Source organism: Streptomyces fulvorobeus (assembly GCF_013167895.1).
Classification (GTDB): domain Bacteria; phylum Actinomycetota; class Actinomycetes; order Streptomycetales; family Streptomycetaceae; genus Streptomyces; species Streptomyces fulvorobeus.
Map to the genome: position 1 here is coordinate 448,721 of NZ_BLWC01000001.1, position 24,533 is coordinate 473,253.

Here is a 24,533-nt window from a genome sequence, read left to right on the forward strand (position 1 = left end):
CGCCAGCACGCCAGATACCGCTGAATCCGGCGAGGCGGGCCGGCCGGCCCGTACGGCGCCGCGCCCGACCGCACCCGCAGACGTACAGCCTCACGTCCGGCCCTGCCCCTGCCCTTGCCCTTGCCTACAGACAGTCCACGACAAAGGAGTACACGAATGTCTCCCCAGCACCCCGCATCCGGCACGAACGCGGCGGCGGCCGCGGCCCCCCGCACACCGGAAGCCGGGTCCCCGGCGCCGCCCTCCGCCCCGGCCGGGGAGACGCCGCGCCCGGCCGCCGACGCGCCCGAGGCGGAGACCGCCGCCGCCCCGGCCGGGGAGCCCGCCGTTGCGCCACCCCCGGCGGCCGCCTCCGGCAGGACCGCCGAGACGCACGAGGAGGGCGTCGGCGTGGTGGCCGCCGTCGCGACGGCGCCGGGCACCAGGACGAGCACAGGCGTCGACGGCGGGCGCCCACGCACCCCGGTCCTGGCCGGGGCCGCCTTCGTCGGCGCCGCCCTCATCGCCATACCCCTGCTGCTGATCGGCAGCGCCGACGACAAGGAGCGGGAGACCGCACGACCGGTAGCGGCAGGTGCGGACACCGTCCTCAACCCGAATTCCGCCCCCGCCGCCATCGACGACTACGTGGCCGGGAAGCCCAGCGCCTCCCCGGCCACGAAGAAGAAGCGCAGTGCGTCCCCGAGCGCGGAGAAGCCGAGGAGCGCGGGGGTTCCGAAGGCCACCGTCCCCGAGCCCGTAGTGCCGAAGCCGGAACCGGAGCCCAAGCCGAGCCGCCCGGCCGAGAAGAAGCCCGCACCCATGGCGAAGCCCGAGCCCAAGGCGGCCCCGAAGCCGAACTGGAGCACGGTGACCGTCTCCGCGCCCGGCGTCCTCCAGGTCAACCAGGCATGGACCACCAACCGCATCCGCATGGTCATGCAGACCGACGGCAACCTCGTCGTCCTCAACGAACTGGGCAAGCCCATCTGGGCGTCCATGACCTTCGGCCCGAACCACCGGGCGAACTTCCAGCCCGACGGCAACCTTGTCGTCCACAACGGCGACGGCCGCCCGATCTGGGCCTCCAAGACCCATGACTACGCCGGCGCCCAGCTGGTCTTCCGGGCCGACGCCAAGGTGGTCATCGTGCACCACGGCAGAGTCGTCTGGTCCACCTGACGGAACGGCACTGGTGGGCGCCGCCCCTGCGACGAGGACGGCGCCCGGAAGGCCGGCGGAGGCCGGCGCGCAGGAACGTCAACCGGCCATCCGCCCGCCTCGCGAGTGGCGACGGAGGCCGTCTCATGCTCGTGCGTACGGGTGGCGGGTGGGGCGCGTGCCCGGCGCACGGGGGCGCGGTGTGCTCCCTGTGTGTGTCACCCCCGTCTGCGGGCGCACGCCGGCGGCTATCCGGATTTGCGTGGGTCGTACTCGGTAAAACGTGCACATCGGGGACATGGCGTGGCTGGATATTTCCGCAGAGACGGGTTTGGCATATGTCTCGGGCGGGCTTCTCACTTTGACGTCCGATGACTTACTCACAAGTAACGAGTGAATGTTCATCTTCTGGCCGCGAGGGTGTTCTAGTGTGATTAGCATGAACGGGCCAAGTCAGGGAAAAAGTCTGGCTCGGCCACCGGTGTACCGCTGTTCCGGAGGCGCAACCTATCTCCGCTCCGCGCAGCCGAAGTCGCACCATGGGGGCGGAGTACTCGGCGGCGTCACGGCGGGAATCGGTCGGATCAGCATGCCCGGAAAAGAGACACACGAAGTACGTGCCGTGGAAAAGTGAGAAGCAGGTGGGGGCGGTCGTGATCAATCCTTTCGATGACGAGTCGGGGCGGTTCGTGGTGCTGGTCAACGGCGAGGGTCAGTACTCGCTGTGGCCCGCCCATATCGATGTCCCGGGCGGATGGCGCGTCGACGGACCGGAAGGGTCGCGCCAGGAATGTCTGGACGCGGTCGAAGGCGCCTGGACCGACATGCGGCCCGCCGGTCTGGTGCGGGCCATGGAGGACGGCGCGGCGTAGGCCCGAGGCCGGGCAGCCGAGGGGCGTCATGGCGCCCGGGCCGGGCGGTGTCCCGGCGTCCCCTCCGGGCGACTCGCCGATTCGGTCATAATCGATCAGATGTTGGCAGCAATTGATCATTTCTCGCCAACACAAGTTCGCGCTGCCCTTATGTGGCTTTCGTAAAACATCGGTGGACTGCCTCGTGGCTTGTCCTCAAAGCGCGAAGACAGCGGAGCTACTCACCGGGTGCTCACCCCGTGAGGGACTCCCGACAGAGTCCGCGCCATGGGTGCGACGATGGTCCGCTCGTCGTTTTCACCACCCGTCGCCGGCGCTCGGCTCCTAACCGGCAGGGCAGTTCCGTCCTGCCCTCTTCGCCGTCCCCGAAAACTCTCCCCAAAGGTGTGCATCAGCATGCGCGAAAACCACTCCCCCGCAACCCGCGCGGTTTCCCAAGAGTTATTCGATCTGACTACGGCTCAGCAAGGTGTCTGGTATGGGCAGCTGGTCGACCCCGACAGCCCTAAATACAACATCGGGGAGTGCTTCGAGATCCGTGGCGGCCTCGACGAGGGTTTGTTCGCCGCAGCGGTCGACCGTGCCGTCGCCCTGTGCGAGAGCCTCAACACCGAGTTCGTCACCAGCGACGACACGGTCCGTCAGCGCGTCGTCCGTCGTCCGTCCCGAACCGGCCGACTCCGCCTGGTCGACCTGTCCGGCGCCGAGGACCCCGCCTCGGCGGCCGAACGTTACCTGGCCGAGGACATGGCCACCGTCGACAGGCTCGATGCCCCGCAGCACCATTTCGCGCTGCTGCGGCTCGGCCGTCATCTGCACTACTGGTACGTGCGTTACCACCACATAGCCCTCGACGGGCTCGGCGGCGCCGTCTTCGCCCGCACGGTGGCCGACCTCTACGGACGTGCCGTGCACGGCGAGAACCTCGCCGAGGTCGAGCCGCCCGCGGCCACCCTGCGCGATCTCGTGGACGACGAGACGGCCTACCGTGCATCGGACCGTTACGAGGCCGACCGCGCCTACTGGACCAGCAGGTTCGCGGACCTGGTCACCGGTCCCGCCGTGGACCCGGCCGGCGCCGGACACCAAGGGAACGAGAAGGGCGAAGAGGACGCGCGCGCCGGCAGGGCGCTCGTCCGCCGGCGCAACGACGCTCCGGCGCCGACCGCCCCCGACGCCCCGGACGTCGGACTGCACACCGGCGACACCCTGCCCGTCGCCGTCCTCGACGGCCTGCGCCGGCTCGCCTCCGCCCATCGCACCACCTGGACCGCCGTACTCGTGAGCGCGGTCGCCGCCTACACCGGCCGGGTCACCGGGACGCGGGACGTCACCGTGGGCCTCGCCTCCAACGGCCGTCACGGCGGGCTCAGGAACATCGTCGGCATGACCGCCAACATCCTGCCGCTGCGCCTGACCGTCACCGCCGACATGACGGTCGGCGCTCTCGTACGCGCTGTCGCCACCGAGATGCGCGGCGCGCTGCGCCACCGCCGCTTCTCCCGCGAACAGCTCGCCCGTGAACTGAACATGGCCGACGACGCGGCGCGCCTGACCGGTGTCGTGGTCAACATCATGGGTTACGAGTACGACCTGGACTTCGCCGGAAGTCCCGGCGCCTCCCGCTTGCTGTCCATCGGACCCGTCGACGACGTGTCCCTCTTCGTCTCCGAACGGTCCGAGGGCACAGGGCCGTTGATCGGCTTCGACGCCAACCCGGAGCTGTACCGTCCCGAGGACGTGCGGCTGCACCAGCAGGCGGTCGTCTCCTTCCTGTCGGCTCTGGCCGGCGCGGACGCCGACACCCTCCTGCGGGATCTGCCGTTCACCGACGCCACCACCGCCGGGGCTCTGCTCGCGCAGGGGCGCGGCACCGGCCTGCCCGCGGGGACCGTGGACTCGAGCCTGCCCGAGGTGTTCGGCGCTCAGGTACGCCGGACACCGGACGCCCCGGCGGTGGTGGACGGCGCCGTCACGCTCTCCTACCGGGAGCTGGCGCGGGTGGCGGAGGACCTTTCCCGCGCCCTGGCCGGGTGGGGTGTCGACGCCGAGGACGGTGTCGGTGTGCTGGCGGGCCGTTCGGCGGCCCTGGTGTCCGCGACGCTCGGCGCGGTCGGCGCGGGAGCGGCGTACGTACCGATGGACCCCGCATGGCCGGCCGAACGGCTCGACCGCGTCGCGGAGATCGCCCGGGTCCGCGCCCTGGTGGTCGACGAGGCCGGTGCCGGTGAGCCCTGGGTGCGGGAGAGGGCCGCCACCCTGCCGGTGGTGGTCGTCGACGGCGCCGGGCGCGTGGTGCGCGGCGCTCCGCCGGAACAGGGACCGCTGCCCCGCGTGGCCCGGGGCGACCGGCTCGCCTACGTGATGTTCACCTCCGGTTCCACCGGCCTGCCCAAGGGGGTGGGAGTCGCCCACGCCGACGTGCTCGCGCTGGCCGCCGACTCCGCCTGGACAGGCGGGGTGTCCGACGCGGTGCTGCTGCACTCGGCCTACGTGTTCGACGCCTCCACGTTCGAGATCTGGGTCCCGCTCCTCAACGGCGGCCGCGTGGTCGTCGCCCCCGGCGGCGTGCTGGAGCCCCAGGTCCTCCAGGACATGGTGCGGCGGCACGGGGTGAGCGCGTTGTTCCTGACGACTGCCCTGTTCAACGTCCTGGCCGAGGCGGGTCCGGCCGCCTTCACCGGACTGCGCCTGGTCGCCGTGGGCGGCGAGGCCGCGCCCCCCGACCTGATGCAGCGGGTGGCCGCCGCGCCCGGCCCGCGCGTGCTGAACGTGTACGGCCCCACGGAGACCACGACCTTCGCCACCCGTCATCAGGTCGCCGCCGGTACTACGGGCGTGCCGCCCATCGGCCTGGCCCTGGACGGGATGCGCCTGTACGTGCTCGACAGCGACCTGTCCATGGTGCCGCCCGGTGTGGTGGGCGAGTTGTACGTGTCCGGCCACGGTGTCGCCCGCGGTTACCAGGGCCGTGCGGCGCTGACCGCCACCCGGTTCGTCGCCGACCCGTACGACGCGCGCGGTGGCCGCATGTACCGCACCGGAGACCTCGCCCGCTGGACGGCGCGCGGCGACGTCGAGTACGTCGGCCGTGCGGACGGGCAGATCAAGCTGCGGGGGTTCCGCATCGAACCCGCCGAGATCGAGAACGTCCTGCTCGGCGACCCGGACGTGCGCGCCGCCTGCGTGCTGGTCCGCGAGGACGTACCCGGCGACCGCCGGCTCGTCGCCTACGCCGTCCCCGCCCCCGGCTCCCTGCTGGACGGCTCCGCCCTGGCACGTCGTGTCGGGCGCGTGCTGCCCGCGTACATGGTGCCCTCCGTCTTCGTGCCCCTCGACGCGCTGCCCCTGAACCCCAACGGCAAGGTCGACCGCCGCGCCCTGCCCGCGCCCCGCGCCGTCGCCCCCGGGAGCCGCGCGCCGCGCACCGCCTACGAGGAGGTGCTGGCCGGCCTGTTCGCCGACGTGCTGGGGGTGAGCGCGGTCGGCATCGACGACAACTTCTTCTCCCTGGGCGGACACTCGCTGCTCGCCACCCGCCTGACCGCCCGGGTGCGGGCCGCCCTGGGCGCCGAACTTGGTCTGCGCACGCTCTTCGACCACCCCACGGTCGCCTCCCTGGCCGCCGCGCTCGACACCGCCGGGGCCGCCAGGCCCGCGCTCACCCCGCAGGAGCGGCCCGCGGCGGTACCGCTGTCCTACGCGCAGCAGCGCCTGTGGTTCCTCAACCGGGTGGAGGGCCCCGCCGCCACGTACAACGTTCCGCTCGTCCTGGCACTCGACGGTCCTCTGGACACGGACGCCCTGCGCGGCGCCCTGGCCGACGTGGTCGCCCGGCACGAGAGCCTGCGCACCGTCTTCGCCGAACAGGACGGCGTCGCCCGCCAGGAGGTCCTCGACGCGGGCGCCGCCGCCTCGCTCGCCCCTCTCGTCGTCGAACCGGCCCCGGCCGAGGAGACCGCCGACGCCTGGGCCGAGGAGACGGTGTCCCGCCTGACCGCCGAGCCCTTCGACCTCACCGGCGACCTCGCCGTCCGCGCCCGGCTGCTCCGGCTGGGCCATGACCGCCACGTCCTGGTCCTCGTCCTGCACCACGTCGTCGCGGACGGCTGGTCCCTCGCCCCGCTCAGCCGTGACCTCGGCGCCGCCTACCGCGCCAGGAGCACGGACGCGGGCACGCCCGACTGGCCCGCGCTGCCCGTGCAGTACGCCGACTACGCCCTGTGGCAGCGCCGGCTCCTCGGCGACGACAGTGACCCGGACAGCCTGGCCGCACGCCAGCTCGCCTTCTGGCAGGAGGCCCTGCGCGGCTCCCCCGACCTGCTGGACCTGCCCGTGGACCGGGCCCGCCCCGCCGTGCCCAGCCACCGGGGCGACGCCGTCCCCTTCGAGCTGCCCGCCCCGGCGCACGCCGCGCTCGTCCGGCTCGCCCGCGCCGCCGGCTGCACCCCCTTCATGGTGCTCCAGGCGGCTCTCGCCGTGACGCTGCGGGCTCACGGCGCCGGTGACGACATCCCGCTGGGTACCGCCGTGGCCGGCCGCACCGACGAGGTCCTCGACGACCTGGTCGGATTCTTCGTCAACACCGTCGTCCTGCGCGCGGACCTGTCCGGCGACCCGACCTTCCGCGAACTGCTGGACCGGGTCAAGGAATTCGACATCGCCGCCCTCAGCCACGGCGACATCCCCTTCGAACGGATCGTGGAGGCCCTCAATCCGGAGCGGTCCAGCGACCACCACCCGCTCTTCCAGACCATGCTGGTCCTCCAGAACCAGGAGCGGGCGGGGCTCGATCTGCCGGGCGTCACCGTCCGCGACCGGTCCGGGCACACGGGGGTCAGCAAGTTCGACCTGACGTTCTCGCTCACCGAGCTCCCGGAGCACTCGGATTTCACCGAGCACACGGGGCACACCGACGCCGGCCGCGCCGCCGCGGACACCCCGGTCGGCGCCGGAGGCATCGGCGGCTACCTGGAGTACGCCACCGACCTCTTCGAGGCCGCCACCGCCCGCGCCCTGTGCGCCCGCTTCACCCGCGTCCTCACCCTGGCCGTGACCGACCCCGACCTGGCGGTCGGCGACCTCGACCCGCTCACCCCGGATGAGCGCGACAGCCTTCTCGCCCAGGGACGGGGCGCGGAACCGGCGCTGCCCGCCCGCACGGCCCCCGAAGCGGTCCGGGAGTGGGCCGCCCGTACACCGCACGCGGTCGCCGTGCGTGACGCGCACACGAGCCTCACCTACGCCGAACTCGACGCCCGCGCCGACGCCCTCGCCCACGTCCTGCGGGCCCGGGGCGCGGGACGCGAGGACCGGATCGCCCTAGCCGCGCCGCCGTCCGTGGACACCGTCGTCGCCACGCTGGCCGTGCTGCGGGCGGGGGCCGCCTACCTGCCCGTCGACCCGCAGTACCCGCACGCCCGCATCCGGCACATGCTGGACGACGCCAGACCCGTCCTGCTGCTCACCACCACGGACGTCCACGCGGACCTGCCCGCCTGCGACGTCCCGTGGCTCGCCCTCGACGACCCGGCCGCCACACCCCCGGGCCCCTCCCCGGCGCTCCCGGACACGGCCCTCCACCCGGCGGACCCCGCGTACGTGATCTACACCTCCGGCTCCACCGGCCGCCCCAAAGGCGTGGTGGTCCCGCACACCGCCCTCGCCCATCACATGGCGTGGATGGCGCGGCACCTGGCGATCACCCCGCAGGACCGGGTCCTGGCCCGCACGTCCACCAGCTTCGACGCCTCCGTGTGGGAGCTGTGGCTCCCCCTGATGAACGGCGCCGAAGTCTGCGTGCTGCCGCACGGCGCCAATCAGGAGCCCCGCGAACTCGTCTCCTGGATGAGCCGGTTCGGCGTCACCGTCGCCCAGTTCGTACCCTCCCACCTGACCCTCGTCCTCACCGAGGCCGCGCGCACCGCGCCGCTGCCCGGCCTGCGCGCAGTGCTGTGCGGTGGCGAACCGCTGCCGCGCGCCCTCGCCGACGATGTGGCCGAGCTGTGGCGGGCCGAGGTGCACAACCTCTACGGGCCGACCGAGACGGCCATCGACGCCACCGCCCACCGCGCCGACGGCCCGGGGGGCGGCGGACACGCGGACGCCGGTACGCCGTACGAGACGGTGCCGATCGGGCGTGCCGTCGACGGGATGCGCGCCTACGTCCTCGACGGCCGTCTGCGGCCCGTACCGCCGGGTGTCACCGGGGAGCTCTACCTGTCGGGTCCCAACCTCGCCCGCGGCTACCTGAACCGCGGGGGCCTGACCTCGGCGCGCTTCGTCGCCGACCCGTTCGACGCCACCGGTGCCCGCATGTACCGGACGGGTGACCTCGTACGGTGGAATGCGCACGGTCTCCTCGACTACGTGGCCCGCGCCGACGACCAGGTGAAGCTCCGCGGCTTCCGGATCGAGCTGGGCGAGGTCGAGGCCGCGCTCCTGTCACAGCCCGGTGTCACGGCCGCCTGCGCCGTGATCCGCGAGGACGCGCCCGGCCGGCGCCGCCTCGTCGCCTACACCGTCGCGGGAGAGGCGGCCCCGCGCGCCGCCGCCCTGCGCGACGCACTCGCCGAGACCCTGCCGCACTACATGGTGCCGGGCACCGTCGTCGCCCTGGACGCTCTCCCGCTCCTGCCCAACGGCAAGGTGGACCGGCGGGCGCTGCCGGAACCCGGGCCGGACACCGATGCTCCCACCGGACCGGCGCGGCACACGCCCCAGGAGGACCTGCTCGCCGGCATCTTCGCCGATGTTCTTCAGCGGCCGCATGTGGGTCCGCACGACAGCTTCTTCGACCTCGGCGGGCACTCGCTCCTCGCCATGCGCGTCGTCAGCCGCGTCCGCACCGTCCTGGGTGCCGAGATCGCCGTACGCACCCTCTTCGAGCACCCGACCGTCGCGGGTCTGGCCCGGGCCCTCGACACGCCGGGCCGGGGCCGCCCGCCCGTGGTGCCCGCGGCGCACCGGCCCGATCCGCTTCCGCTGTCCTTCGCGCAGCAACGCCTGTGGTTCCTCAACCGGCTGGAAGGCCCCAGTTCCGCGTACAACATCCCGCTGGTGCTGGAACTCCACGGCACCCTGGAGACGGACGCCCTGCGCGCCGCCCTGCGTGACGTCGTGGAGCGGCACGAGGCGCTGCGTACGCTGTTCCCCGAACAGGACGGGGTGCCGCACCAGCTGGTGGTGCCCGCCGAGGCCGCCACACCCCGTCTGCCTGTGGTCACGACGGCGCCGGCCGGTCTGGAGGCGGCCGTCCTGGCCGCCGTGCGCGAGCCGTTCGACGTCCTCACGGACCCGCCGCTGCGTGCCCTGCTCCTGCGTTCCGCACCCGCTCACCACGTCCTGGTGCTCGTCCTGCACCACATCGCGGGCGACGGCTGGTCCCTCGCGCCGCTCGCCCGAGATCTCGGTGACGCCTACCGGGTCCGTCTCGCGGGCGGTGAACCCGAGCCGGTAGCCAACGCCCCGCTCCAGTACGCCGACTACGCGCTCTGGCAGCGCGCCGCCCTCGGCGACGGCGTCGCGCCGCAGAGCGTCCTGCGGCAGCAGCTCGACCACTGGCACAGCGCCCTGGCGGATCTGCCCGGACTGATCGACCTGCCGCTGGACCGGCCGCGCCCGGTCACCACCGACCCGAGGGGAGCCGTCCACACCTTCGACGTCTCCCCCTCCCTGCACGCACAGCTCCTGCGGCTGGCGCGGGAGTCGGGCAGCAGTCTGTTCATGGTGCTCCAGGCGGCGGTGGCCACGCTGCTGCACCGGCACGGCGCGGGTGACGACATCCCGCTCGGCTCGCCCGTCGCCGGCCGCACGGACGAGGCCCTGGAGGATCTGGTCGGATTCTTCGTCAACACGCTGGTCCTGCGCACGGACCTGTCCGGCAATCCGTCCTTCCGCGAACTGCTGACCCGCGTCCGGGAGTTCGACCTGGCCGCCTACGCCCACCAGGACGTGCCCTTCGAACGGCTGGTGGAGAGCCTCAACCCCGTCCGGGCGCGCAACCACCACCCGCTGTTCCAGACCATGCTGGTCCTGCAGAACCAGGAGCCCGCCCGCCCCGACCTGCCGGGGCTCACCGTCGAGAGCCGGCTCGTCCACAACGGCCTGAGCAAGTTCGACCTCACCTTCGCCTTCGACGAGGAGCCGGGCGGCGGGGGCCTCACCGCCGGGATCGAGTACGCCACCGCGCTCTTCGACCGGTCCACCGTCGAAGCACTGACGGACCGCCTGGTCCGCCTCCTGGAACAGGTGGCCGCCGACCCCGCTCTGCCCCTGGCGGGCTACGACCTGATGACGCCGGACGAACACGCCCGCGTCACGCACTGGGGCACCGGCCGCCGCCTGCCCGCGGACACGGAGGACGCCACCCTACCCGCGCTCTTCGCGGCCCAGGCACACCGCACACCTGACGCCGTCGCCGTCAGCGACGCCGGCGGCACCCTCACCTACGCCGGACTCGACCGGATCTCCGGCGACCTCGCCCGCGCCCTGGCGGGCCTGGGCGTCGGACCCGAGACCGGGGTCGGCGTGCTGCTCACCCGGTCGCCCGCGGTGGTGTCGGTCTCCCTCGGCGCGGTCCGCGCGGCCGGCGCCTACGTCCCGCTGGACGCCCGCTGGCCGGAGGAACGTCTCGAGAAGGTCGCCGAAGTGGCGGCCGTGCGGGTCCTGGTCGTCGACGAGGACGCCTTCGCCTCCCCGTGGGTGACCTCGGCGGCCCGCCGGGTACCGGTCGTGGTCGTGGACCGGCAGGGCCGCATCCTGCGGGGCGCGCCCGAGCGGCCGGGCCGCCCGGCCGCCGTGGCCGGTCCCGGCGCCCTCGCCTACGTGATGTTCACCTCCGGCTCGACCGGCCTGCCCAAGGGTGTGGGCGTCACGCACGCCGACGTCGTGGCGCTGACGTCCGACTCCGCCTGGCAGGGCGGCGCCGCCGACGCGGTCCTGATGCACTCGGCGTACGTCTTCGACGCCTCCACGTTCGAGATCTGGGCTCCGCTCCTGCGCGGCGGCCGGGTCGTCGTCGCACCGGACGGCGTCCTGGAGGCCCGCACGCTCGGCGAAGCGGCACAGGAGCACGGCGTGACCGCCGTCTTCCTGACGACGGCCCTGTTCAACGTGATCGCCGAGACCGACCCGGGCGCCTTCGCCGGTCTCCGGCTCGTCTGCGCGGGAGGGGAGCTGGCCTCGCCGGACGCGATGCAGCGGGTGGCCGGGACCGTACCCGGCCTGCGCGTCCTCCACGTGTACGGGCCCACCGAGACCACCACCTTCGCCAGCCGCTACGACGTGGTGGCCGACCTGGCGTCGGGACCGCCGCCGATCGGGCGGGTCCTGGACGGCATGCGCGGCTATGTGCTCGACAGCTCCCTGGGCCCCGTACCGCCGGGTGTCGTGGGCGAGCTGTACCTGGCCGGACGCGGCGTGGCACGCGGGTACACCGGCCTTCCGGGCCTGACCTCCACCCGCTTCGTGGCCGACCCGTTCGACCCGGCGGGCGGGCGCATGTACCGCACCGGCGACCTCGTCAGGTGGACCGGCGACGGGCAGACAGCGTACGTCGGCCGTGCCGACGGCCAGGTGAAGCTGCGCGGCTACCGCATCGAACTCGGCGAGATCGAGGGCGTGCTGGCCTGCTGCGAAGGCGTCGCCGACTCCTTCGCCGTCGTCCGCGAGGACACCCCGGGCGACCGGCGGCTCGTCGCGTACGTGGTGCCCGCCCCCGGGGCGCGCCCCGAACCCGGTGACCTCCTGTCGGCGGTGGGCCGGTCGCTGCCGGCCTACATGGTGCCCTCCGCGGTCGTCCTGCTCGACGCGCTCCCGCTGACCGTCAACGGCAAGGTGGACCGGCGTGCCCTGCCCGTACCCGAGCACCACGCTCCGGTCCGCGGGCGTGCCGCCCGCACCGCCCGCGAGGAGATCCTGTGCGGACTCTTCGCGGACGTGCTCGGACTCGCCGGGGCGGGAGCCGACGACGACTTCTTCGCCCTGGGCGGCCACTCCCTGCTCGCCACCCGCCTCGCCGCGCGCATCCGCACCGCGCTCGGCGTCGAGGTACAGGTCAAGGCGCTCTTCGAGCACCCCACACCGGCCGCGCTCGCTGCCGTACTGGACGGCGCGGAAGAGGCCAGGAAACCCCTGGAGCGCGCCCCGGTCCGCCCCGATCCCCTGCCGCTCTCCTTCGCGCAGCAGCGCCTGTGGTTCCTGAACCGGTTGGAGGGGCCCAGCGCCACGTACAACGTGCCGCTCGTGCTCCGCCTGGACGGCCCGCTCGACGCGGAGGCCCTGGAGAGCGCCCTCTCGGACGTCGTCGAACGCCACGAAAGCCTGCGCACCGTCTTTCCCGACTCCGACGGCGTGGCCCGCCAGCTCGTCCTGGACGCCGACGGCGCCGACCTCGACCTGACGCCCCGCGACACCGACCCCGCCCGCCTCGACGACGTCCTGACCACCGAGGTGGCGCACACCTTCGACGTGGGCGGTGAACTCCCGGTACGCGCCCGGCTGCTGCGCCTCGGCGCCGAGGCGCACGTCCTGGTGCTCGTCGTCCACCACATCGCGGGAGACGGCTGGTCCCTCGCCCCGCTCGCCCGCGACCTCGGCGACGCCTACCGGGCACGCGCCGAGGGCGAGGAACCCTCCTGGACGGAACTCGGCGTCCAGTACGCCGACTACACCCTGTGGCAGCGCGCGCTGCTCGGCGACGAGGACGACCCGACCAGCCAGGCCGCCCGCCAGCTGGACTTCTGGCGCACGGCACTCGCCGGCGCCCCCGACCTGCTCGATCTGCCCTGCGACCGGCCGCGCCCCGCCGTCACGGCGTACCGGGGGGACGCGTTCACCTTCCCCGTCGACGCGGACACCCACCGAGCCCTCGCGGACCTCGCCCGTGCCCGTGGGTGCAGCCTCTTCATGGTGCTCCAGGCGGCCCTGTCGGTGCTCCTCTCCCGGCACGGCGCCGGTGAGGACATCCCGGTCGGCACCGCCGTCGCCGGACGCACCGACGAAGCCCTGGACGATCTGGTGGGCTTCTTCGTCAACACCCTCGTCCTGCGCGCCGACCTGAGCGGAGATCCCACCTTCGGCGAAGTGGTCGACCGGGTACGGGCGTTCGACCTGGCCGCCTACGCACACCAGGACGTGCCGTTCGAGCGTCTCGTGGACGCGCTCAGCCCTTCCCGGGCCCAGAACCACCATCCGCTCTTCCAGACCATGCTCGTCCTCCAGAACCATGCGGACGCCACGGTCGACCTGCCCGGGCTCACGGTGACGGAACAGCCGGTGCACACCGGCATCAGCAAGTTCGACCTGACCTTCACCTTCACCGAGACGCGGGACGGTACGGGCCGGCCCGCCGGCCTGGACGGCGTCCTCGAGTTCTCCACCGAGCTCTTCGCCCACACCACCGCCCACGCGCTGGCCGCCCGGCTGACCCGCCTGCTCGCCTCCCTCTCCGCCGACCCCGGCCAGCGCGTACACGCCACCGAGCTCATGGACACGGCCGAGCTGCGGAGCCTGGAGCGCACCGCGCGCGGCCCGCTGCGGTCCGTGGCGGCGCGCACGGTACCCGACGCGTTCCGTGCCCGGTGCACCAGGACCCCGGCGGCGATCGCCGTCCGGGAGGGTGCGCACCATCTCACCTTCAGCGAACTGGACGCGCTGTCCGACGACCTGGCGCACCATCTGCACGACCGGAACATCGGCCGGGGCGACATCGTCGCCCTCGCCCTGCAAGGCACCGCTGACCAGGTCGTCGCGATGCTGGCGGTGGCCAAGGCCGGAGCCGCCTACCTGCCGGTCGACCTGGAGTACCCCGAGGCGCGTATCGCCTACATGCTCGACGACGCCCGCCCGGCGCTGCTCCTCACGCACCGCGCCACGCGGTCGGTGCCGAACGTGGCCTGCCTGGCGCTCGACGACCGGGCCACCTGGTCCACCGGGCGCGCGGCGCCTCCCGCCGCGGCGCCGGACCCGCGCGACGCGGCGTACGTCATCTACACCTCGGGCTCCACCGGCCGCCCCAAAGGCGTCGTCGTCACGCACTCGGCCCTGACCAACCACATGGCGTGGATGGCGGACCACCTCGGCCTCACCGACGAGGACCGGGTCCTCGCCCGTACGTCGCCGAGTTTCGACGCCTCGGTGTGGGAGACCTGGCTGCCGCTCCTGCACGGCGGTTCCACGTGCCCCGTGCCGCCCTCCGTCAACCACGACCCCGCCGGGCTGCTGGCCCGGATGCGCGACGCGGGTGTGACCATCGCCCAGTTCGTTCCCTCGCACCTCTCCCTCATCCTCACCGAGACCGGCCCCGACCAGGCGCCCGCCACACTGCGAGCCGTCCTGTGCGGCGGCGAGATACTGCCCCGGTCCCTGGCGGAGCGTGCCGGACGGGCCTGGCGGGTCGAGGTGCACAACCTGTACGGACCCACCGAGACGACCGTCGACGCCGCCGCCCACCGCTACCGGGGTGACGGGGACCTCCCGGAGGGGGAGGGGAACGTGCCGCTCGGCCTCCCCGTCGACAACACCCGCGCCTACGTCCTGGACTCCGGTCTCCGGCCGGTGCCGCCGGGTGTCACCGGCGAGCTGTACGTCGCGGGCGACGGACTCGCGCGCGGCTACCTGGGACGTCCCGGCCTGACCGCCTCACGGTTCGTCGCCGATCCGTACGGCCCCGGCGGGTCCCGGATGTACCGCACGGGCGACCTCGTGCGACGGGACGCCGACGGCCTGCTCGCCTATGTCTCGCGCGCCGACGACCAGGTCAAGCTGCACGGCTTCCGCATCGAGCTCGGCGAGATCGAGGCCGCTCTGACCGCCCTCGACCCCATCGCCGCCGCCTGCGCGCTCGTACGTGAGGACCGGCCGGGCGAGCGCCGTCTGGTCGCCTACACCGTGCACGACAAGCGCGGCAGCGCCCCGGCCCTCACCGATGGCGAGCTGCGCGCCCGGCTGGCGTCGACGCTGCCGCCGTACATGGTGCCCAGTGTCTTCGTCCCCCTCGACGCGCTGCCGCTGCTGCCCAACGGCAAGACCGACCGCCGCGCCATGCCCGTCCCGCCGCGCCCCGCCGCATCCCGGCCGGGAGGGCAGCCGCGTACCGCAGGGGAACGTGTCCTGTGTGACGTGTTCTCCTCCGTCCTGCGCGTCCCCGCCGTCCGCACCGACGACGACTTCTTCGCGCTCGGCGGCGACAGCATCCTCTCCATCCAGCTCGTCAGCCGGGTCCGGGAGGCCGGCTTCCGTGTCACCCCGCGTGACGTCTTCACCCACCGCACACCGGGGGCCATCGCGGCCGCCGCCACCGAGATCGGCCAGGACACCGTCGCACCGGACGACCAGGGCACCGGCGAGATGCCGCCGACGCCCATCGCCGCCTGGTTCCTGGAGCGGCCGGGCACCACGGACGGCTACAACCAGTCCGGGGTGCTGTGTACGCCGGCGGGCGCCGACGAGGAGTCACTCGTCGCGACCCTCCAGCTCCTCATCGACCACCACGACATGCTCCGTCTGCGGGCCACCCGCCCGGACATGGGTGAACCCGTCGTCGAGGTCCTGCCGCCCGGCGCCGTGCCGGCCCGGCACCGCTTCACCCGCCTCGACGTCACGGGGCTCGGCGCCGAGGCCGTCCGCGCCGCGGTCACCGAGGCGGGCGAAGAGGCCCGCAGGCGGCTGCGGCCCGCGCAGGGGGACGTGGTCGAGGCCGTCTGGTGCGACGCGGGACCGCACGCGCGCGGGCGTCTGCTGCTCGTCGTGCACCACCTGGCCGTCGACGCGGTGTCCTGGCGCATCCTCGCCGACGATCTGGCCACCGCATGGAAGGCGGTCACCACCGGGGCGGTCACCGGCGGGCGCCCCTCCGCAGCAGCGGCGCTGCCCGCCGTCCCCACGTCCTACCGGCGCTGGGCACAGCTCCTCGCGTCCCAGGCGCGGGGTACCGCGCGCGAGGCGGAACTGCCGCTCTGGGAGAAGGCGTTGAGCACTCCGGACCCCCAGCTGGGATACCGGCCGCTCGACCCCGACCTGGACACCGCGGACCGGACGCGCACCCTGAGCACAAACTTGGCCGCCACGTGGGCGAAACCCCTGCTCACCACCGTCCCCGCCGTCTTCCACGCCGGGGTGGAGGACGTGCTGCTCACGGGACTCGCGCTCGCCGTCTGCTCCTGGCGCGCGGAACGCGCCGCCACCCTCGGCGGCTCCCGGCCGGGCGGCAGCGGCGTCCTCCTCGACCTGGAGGGCCACGGCCGCGAGCAGATAGCCGACCACGTCGACCTGTCCCGTACGGTCGGCTGGTTCACCAGCCTCTACCCGGTCCGGCTCGACCCTGGCCCCGTCGACGCCACTCAGGTCGAACGCGCCGTCAAACGGGTCAAGGAACAGCTGCGTACCGTCCCCGACCACGGCGTCGGCTACGGGATGCTGCGCCATCTCAACCCGGCCACCCGTCCCCGGCTGGCCGGCGCACCCGACCCCCAGATCGGCTTCAACTACCTGGGCCGGTACGCCGATTCGGCCGGGGACGGTGACCCGGGCGCCGACTGGGACGTGGTGCTCCACGGCGGCGGCCCGCGCAGCCAGGACCCGGACATGCCCGTCCACCACGTCCTCGACATCAACGCGCACACCGAGGACCTGCCGGACGGCCCACGCCTGGTGGTCCGCTGGACCTGGCCCAGCGACCTCCTCAAGGAGGACGACGTGGAGGCCCTGGCCGAGTGCTTCACCCGCGCGCTGCGCGCCATCACCGAACACGCCGAACGACCCGACGCGGGCGGCTACACGCCGTCCGACCTTCCCCTGGTCTCGCTCAACCAGGCCCAGATCGACCGACTGCAGAACAAGTGGGGTGGCCGCAAGTGACCGGGTTCCAACTGGAGGACGTACTGCCGCTGACGCCGTTGCAGGCGGGCATGCTCTTCCACGCGCTGTACGACTCCCGCGCCGTCGACGTCTACACCGCGCAGTTCGTCTTCGACCTCGAAGGCCGCGTCGACGTCCCCGCGCTGCACGCCGCCATCGGCGGTCTGCTGCGGCGCCACCCCAACCTGCGGGTCGGTTTTCTCCACGAGGATCTGGACGAGCCCGTGCAGGCCGTCGCCGCCGAGGTGCCGGTGCCGCTGGAGGAGCTGGATCTGACCGGGGCGGGAGCGGACGAACGTCTGGCCTCCTTCCTCGCCGCCGACCGCGTCCGCCGCTTCGATCTCGCCACCCCGCCGCTGATGCGGTTCACCCTGGTGCGCACCGCGCCGGAGCGCTCCCGACTCGTCATGACGAGCCATCACATTCTGTTCGACGGCTGGTCTTTACCCCTGCTGGTGCGTGAGCTGTTCGAGCTGTACGCACGCCACGGCGACGACAGTGACCTGCCCCGCGTCGCCCCCTACCGCGCCTACCTCGCCTGGCTCGCCCAGCAGGACACCGCCACCGCTCTGGAGACCTGGCGCACCGCCCTGGCCGGGATCGAGAAGCCGACCCTGCTCGCCGGGCGCGGCGGTACGGCCGCGCGGGGCTCCGGCGAACTGCCGGAAGTCCTCGTCCTCGACCTGGACCCGGCCACGACACAGCGGCTGCGCGAGACGGCCCGCACCCACCGGCTCACCCTCAACACCCTGGTCCAGGGCGCCTGGGGCCTGCTGCTCACCCACCTCACGGGCCGCTCCGACGTCGTGTTCGGCACCACCGTCTCCGGCCGCCCGCCGGAGATACCCGGCATCGAGTCGATGGTCGGCCTGTTCATCAACACCGTCCCGGTGCGGCTGCGCGTGGAGCACGGCGAGACCCTGGCCGCACTCCTGACCCGGCTCCAGGAGGAGCAGGGCAGCCTCCTGGGCAGTCAGCACGTGGGCCTGACCGAGATCCACGGAGTCACCGGTCCGGACCAACTCTTCGACACCCTCGCCGTGTTCGAGAACTACCCGCTGGACGCCGAGGCACTGCGCACCGCGCAGCAGGAGCTGCCCGGTCTCGCCGTCACCGGGTTCAGCGGCACGGACGCGGCCCACTACCCGCTCACCCTCACCATCGCTCCCGGCGACGCCCTGCGGATCACCTTCGGCTACCGGGCCGCCGTCCTCGACGGCGACGAGGTGGCCCGCACGGTCGCCCGTATGCGGCTGCTGCTGACGGAGATGGCGCAAGGGCTCGACCGCCGCGCCGACTCGGTCTCCGTCCTCCTGGACGGGGAGCACGAGGCGCTGGCCCTCCAGGGGTGCGGCGCCGGGCTTCCCCCCGGCACGACCGGGGTGGGTGTCCCGCAGGCCGTCGCGCTGCGCGCCGCACGCCACCCGGAAGCGGTGGCCGTGTCCGGCGTGGGTGAGCAGCTGACCTACCGGCAGCTCGGTGACCTCTCGGACGAGATGGCGGGTGCCCTGACGGGACTCGGGACCGGCGTCGAGGACGGCGTCGGTGTGCTGGTGGGCCGCTCGACCGCCCTGGTCACCGCTTCGCTGGCCGCCCTGCGGGCGGGCGCGGCCTATGTGCCCCTCGACCCGCGCTGGCCCACCGAACGGCTCAACCGCGTCGCCGAAGTGGCCGCACTGCGCGCCCTGATCGTCGACGAGAGCACCCGCTCCCACCCCTGGGTGCGCCAACTCGGCTCGGCGATCCCCGTGGTGACCGTGGACGCCGCGGGCCGGGTCCTGCACGGCGGCCCCGCCGCGCCCGGAGCTCTCCCCGCCGTCACGGGAGGCGACCGGCTCGCGTACGTGATGTTCACCTCCGGCTCCACCGGCCTGCCCAAGGGCGTCGGTGTCACCCACGCCGACATCACCGCCCTCGCGTCCGACCGGGCCTGGGGCGACGGCGCGGCCGACGCCGTGCTGCTGCACTCGGCGTACGTCTTCGACGCCTCCACCTTCGAGATCTGGGTGCCTCTGCTCAACGGCGGCCGCGTCGTCGTGGCCCCCGAGGGCACCCTCCAGCCCGCCGTGCTGCGGGACCTCGTCGCCCGGCACGGCGTGACGGCGGCGTTCCTGACGACGGCCCTGTTCAACGTCGTCGCCGAGACCGACCCCGGTGCGCTCGGCCTGCTCCGTCTGGCCGCTGCCGGAGGCGAGGCAGCCGCGCCCGGCGTCCTCCAGCGGCTCGCCGCCGGTCACCCCGCCACCGCCGTACTCAACGTCTACGGGCCGACGGAGACCACCACCTTCGCCACCCTGCACCGCGTGCGCCCCGACGAGGCCCCCACGGCGCGCCCCCGCTCGGCCGGCCGCTCGACGGCATGCGCCTCCATGTCCTGGACGGGGCGCTGCGGCCCACACCGCCAGGCGCGGAGGGCGAGCTGTACGTCGCGGGCCCCGGGGTCGCGCGCTGCTACCTGGGGCGTCCTGGCCTCAGCGCGACACGGTTCGTCGCCGATCCGTTCTCGGCCGGCGGGGCGCGCATGTACCGCACCGGCGACCTCGTACGCCGGTGCGCCGACGGCACTCTGCACTACGTGGCCCGCGCCGATCAGCAGATCAAACTGCGCGGCCACCGCATCGAGCCCGGTGAGATCGAGGCGGTGCTCCGCACCGACCCGTCCGTGCGCGCCGCCTGTGTCCTGGTCCGCGAGGACCTGCCCGGAGACCGCACCCTGACCGCCTACGTCGTCCCCCTGCCGGGGCGCACCCCCGATCCGGAGCTGCTCGCCGCGCACATCGGGCGCCAGCTGCCCGCGTACATGGTGCCGAGCGTCATCCAGCCACTCGACGCGCTGCCGCTGACCGCCAACGGCAAGCTCGACCTGGCAGCCCTGCCCGCCCCCACCGCCCATTCGCGTGCGGCGGGCCGGCCGCCGCGCAGCGCGCGTGAGGAGATCCTCGCGGGGCTGTTCTCCGATGTGCTGGGCGTGGACCGCGTCGGCATCGACGACAACTTCTTCGCCCTGGGCGGCCACTCCCTGCTCGCCACCCGCCTCGTGGGCCGTGTCCGGGCCGCGCTGGACACCGAGACCGAGATCCGCACCCTGTTCGAGAACCCCACCGTCGCCACGCTCGCCACCGCTCTGGAGGGCGCGGACCAGGCCCGCCCGGCCCTCGTACCGCAGGAACGCCCCGCGACACTCCCGCTGTCGTACGCCCAGCAGCGCCTGTGGTTCCTCCACCGGCTCGAAGGCCCCTCCTCCACCTACAACATCCCCTTCGCCGTACGCCTGGACGGGCCGCTCGACACCGAGGCCCTGCGCCAGGCCCTGCACGACGTCGTCGCCCGGCACCCGGCCCTGCGCACCGTCTTTCCCGAGAGTGCCGGCGGACCGCGCCAGCACATCACCGCCCCGGCCGACGTCCGCCTCCCGTTCGCTCCGGAGGCCGTCGACGAGGACAAGCTCCCCGACCGGATCAGAGCCGCCGCGGCCGAGCCGATCGACATCGAGCAGCGCCTCCCGCTCCGGGTGACCCTGCTGCGCCTGGCCGATGACGCCCACGTCCTGGTCCTCGTCATCCACCACATCGCCGCCGACGGCTCCTCCCTGGCGCCGCTCGCCCGCGACCTGGGCGCGGCCTACCGGGCCCGCGTCCGCGCCGAGGCCCCCACGTGGGACGAGCTTCCCGTCGACTACGCCGACCACACCCTGTGGCAGCGTCGCCTGCTCGGCGACGAACACGACCCCGACAGCCTCGTGTCACGACAACTCGCGCACTGGAAGGGTGCCTTGGCCGGACTGCCGGAGATGATCGAACTGCCGTGGGACCGGTCGCGTCCCGCCGTGCCCCGGCACGCCGGCGCCACCCTCGACTTCGCCGTCGACCGCGCCACCGCCCGGCGGATCGCGGAGCTCGCCAGGACCCGCGGATGCAGCGTCTTCATGGTGCTCCAGGCCGCCCTCTCCGTCGTCCTTTCCCGGCACGGAGCGGGCGAGGACATCCCCCTGGGCACGGCCGTCGCCGGACGCACCGACGAGGCGGCTTCGGACCTCGTCGGCTTCTTCGTGAACACGCTCGTGCTCCGTACGGATCTCACGGGCGACCCGACGTTCCTCGAACTCCTGGACAGGGTCAAGGAGTTCTCCCTCTCCGCCTACGCACATCAGGACGTCCCCTTCGAGCGTCTGGTGGAACTGCTCAACCCCGCACGCTCGCAGAACCACCATCCGCTCTTCCAGACCATGCTCATCCTCCAGAACCACACCCCCGCCGCCCCCGTCGACCTGCCCGGCATCACCGTCACCGGCGTACCGGTCGACCCCGGAGTCAGCAAGTTCGACCTGTCGTTCACCTTCACCGAGACGTACGACGGCAGCGGCGCGCCGAGCGGCATGCGGGCCGCCGTCGACTACGCGACGGAACTCTTCGACGCGGCGACGGTCCACGCGCTGACCGAACGCCTCGTCCTGCTGCTCGCCGCGGTCACCACCGACCCCGACCGCCCGCTGCACACGTACGACGTGCTCACGGCCCCGAGCGCGCGCGCCTCGCCGTCTGGGGGACCGGGCCCGTCGATGAGCCGCCCGCGGCGACGGTCCCAGCGCTCTTCGGGCAGTGGGCCCGGCGCACCCCGGACGCCCCGGCGGTCCGCGACGCCACCGCCACCCTCACCTATGGCGAGCTCGACGCCCTCGCCGACGCCCTCGCCCGCCGCCTCGCCGCGCAGGGCATCGGTCCCGAGGACCGGGTGGCCGTCGCCCTGCCCCGCACCCGCGAGCTCGTCGTGGCACTCCTGGCTGTCCTCAAGGCCGGCGCGGCGTACGTCCCGCTCGACCCGGACTACCCGGCCCGGCGCCTGTCCCACATGCTCGACGACGCCGGACCGCGCCTGCTCCTCACCACCCCCGCGATCCACCGGCGCCTCCCCGGCTCCCCGGTGCCGCACCTGTACACCGATGACCTCGGCGGCAGTGCCTCCACGGCCGTGCGCGCCGACGCCCTGACCGGTTCCGCCCTGCCGCCCCCGCTGCCGGAGCACCCGGCGTACGTCATCTACACCTCCGGCTCCACCGGCCGGCCCAAGGGCGTCGTGGTCACCCACCGGGGCGCCGGCGCCATGGCACGGACCCAGAGTGAGCGGTTGCGCGTCGCCCCGGGCAGCCGGGTGCTGCACATGGCGTCCGTCAGCTTCGACGCCGCGTTCTGGGAGCTGTGCATGGGACTGCTCTCGGGGGCGTGCCTGGAGATCGACGAACGCGACGCCCTGCTGCCCGGCCCCACCCTCGCCGCTCTGGTCCGCGAGCGGGGCATCACCCACCTCACCCTGCCGCCCGCGGCCCTGGCGGTGATGCCGCCCGGCTCGCTGCCCGCCCGGACCACGGTGGTCCTCGCCGGCGAGGCGTGCCCGCCCGCCCTGGTGCGCACCTGGGCGCGGGACCGCTTCCTCGTCAACGCCTACGGCCCCACCGAGACCACCGTCTGCGCCACCATGAGCGCCTTCCAGCACGCGGACGGGCCCCTCGCCCCCGACCGCGCCGTGTCCATCGGCGTCCCCGTCAACGGCACCCGGGTCCATGTCCTGGACGACCGGCTGGTACCCGTGCCACCCGGTGTGACCGGCGAACTGTACGTGTCGGGTGAGGGGCTGGCCCGCGGGTACCACGGCCGGGCCGCCCTGACCGCGACCCGTTTCGTGGCCGACCCGTTCGACCGCGCGGGGGACGCATGTACCGCACAGGCGACCTGGTGCGCTGGACGGCCGACGGAGAACTCGTCTACGTCTCGCGCGTCGACGACCAGGTCAAACTCCGGGGCTTCCGCATCGAGCTGGGCGAGATCGAAGCCGCGCTCACCGCCCTGCCGGGCGTCACCTCGGCCTGCGCCGCGGTACGCGAGGACCGGCCGGGTGACCGCCGCCTCGTCGCGTACACCGTGTCCGCCGGCGGTGTGCCCGGTCCGTCCGAGGCCGACGTGCGCACGCACCTCGCTACGACGCTGCCCGCCCACATGATCCCCTCCGCCCACGTACGTCTGGACGCCCTGCCCCTCACCCCCAACGGCAAGACCGACCGGCGCGCCCTTCCGGCGCCCGACCAGGCCGTTCCTGCCGGAGGCCGGGCGCCGCGTACCGCACGCGAACGGGCGCTCTGTGAGGTCTTCGCGCAGACGCTCGGCGTACCCGAGGTCGGTGTCACGGACGACTTCTTCGCCTCGGGCGGCCACTCGCTGCTCGCGGTGACCCTGGCCCAGCGGATCGAGGAGCGGTGCGGGCGGCGCCTCTCCCTGCGGGCCCTGTTCGCGGCGCCCACCGTCGAGGGCGTCGACCGCCTCCTGGGACGCGCGGAGGGCGAGGAGGACCATGAGGACACCCGCGCCCCGGACCTCTTCGCCGAAGTCCGGCTGGCGGCGGAGATCACCGGCACCGGCCGGTCCGGCGCGGCTCCCGTGCCCGCCGGCGCGCGAAGGCCGCTGCGCCCTTCCGCCCGGCCGCTTCTGACCGGCGCTTCGGGGTTCCTCGGCGCCTTCCTCCTGCGCGACCTCATCGAGACCACCGAAGGCCCGGTCGACTGTCTCGTACGGGCCGGGAACGAGCAGCGCGCGGCGCACCGGCTGCGGGCCAACCTGGAGCGCTACGGCTTGTGGCGACCCCGGTACGCGGACCTGATCCACGCGGTCCCCGGCGACCTCGCCGCCTCCAACCTTGGCCTGTCGCCCGAGGACAGGACCGCCCTGGCCCGCCGTCTCGGCCCGGTCCTGCACAACGGCGCGCACGTCAACTTCGCCGCCGGGTACGGTGACGTGCGCGGCTCCAATGTGGCCGGCACCGAGGAACTGCTGCGGCTGTACGCCGACTCCGCCTCACCAGGGATGCACTACATCTCGACCACGAGCGTCTACGCCCCGGCTCCCGGACCCGTCACCATCACCGAGTCGACCCCGACCGGGCCCGCGCCCGACCTGCCCGACGGGTACGCGCAGAGCAAGTGGGTCGCCGAGGGGCTCGTGGGCATCGCCCGCGAGCGCGGTCTGCCGGTGACCGTCCACCGGCCCGGCCGCATCAGCGGCGACACCGCCACCGGCGCCTGCCAGGACCGCGACCTGCTGTGGCAGCTCGTCAAGGGATGCCTCCAGGCGGGAGCGGTCCCGGACCTGCCGCACGGGTCGACGGACTGGGTGCCCGTGGACTACGTCAGCGCCGCCGTCGTGGCGCTCTCCACGACCGGCGGGAGCGGTGCGGAGACGTATCACCTCACCAACCCGGACCCGCCGACCCTGAACCGGGTCTTCGAGACAGCCACCCGTCTCGGCCACGAGCTGCGCACCGTCTCCCCGGCGCACTGGCAGGCCCGCGTCGCGGCGCAGCCCGACAACGCGGCGCAACTGTTCCTGGGTGGAGAGAGCCGAACCGGGCACGGGACGACGGACCACCGCCGCTTCGACTCCTCCCGGACAGCCGAGGCCGCAGCAGCCCTCGGCGTGCGTCAGCAGCCGCTCACGGACGAGATCCTGACCCGGTACCTGACGTACTTCCACGCGTCGGGCTTCCTGCCCACTCCGGGGGTGCCCGCCACGTCGTAGCCGGTGACGCACCGAGGAGGACGCCTGCCGGAGCTTCTGCCCCAGCAGGCAGCCGCCGGCGCCCGCGCGGATGAGCGGGCCGACCAGTGCGGCGATGACG

Annotated in this window: 3 protein-coding genes and 1 pseudogene; all 4 read left to right on the plus strand. The window is 73.6% G+C overall.

The genetic code is table 11. The features are described from left to right. Positions 1–156: 156 nt before the first annotated feature. The 4 genes and pseudogenes from Sfulv_RS01930 to Sfulv_RS31100 all read left to right on the plus strand — a co-directional run bounded on the left by Sfulv_RS01930 (position 157) and on the right by Sfulv_RS31100 (position 24,433). Positions 157–1,161 carry a mannose-binding protein gene (locus Sfulv_RS01930; protein WP_173310669.1) on the plus strand — a complete coding sequence of 335 codons (1,005 nt, stop codon included), beginning with the start codon at positions 157–159 and terminating at the stop codon, positions 1,159–1,161. A gap of 632 nt (positions 1,162–1,793) precedes the next feature. Continuing rightward, complete coding sequence (locus tag Sfulv_RS01935) at positions 1,794–2,012, plus strand: MbtH family protein (RefSeq protein ID WP_256668793.1); 219 nt, start codon at positions 1,794–1,796, stop codon at positions 2,010–2,012. A 396-nt stretch (positions 2,013–2,408) separates the two neighbouring features. After that, entirely contained in the window at positions 2,409–16,871 is a 14,463-nt protein-coding gene (locus Sfulv_RS01940) for a non-ribosomal peptide synthetase (RefSeq protein WP_173310674.1), read from the plus strand. Next, positions 16,868–24,433, plus strand: a pseudogene (locus Sfulv_RS31100) (amino acid adenylation domain-containing protein). The gene Sfulv_RS01940 and the pseudogene Sfulv_RS31100 overlap by 4 nt, the downstream one beginning before the upstream one ends. Positions 24,434–24,533 lie beyond the last annotated feature (100 nt).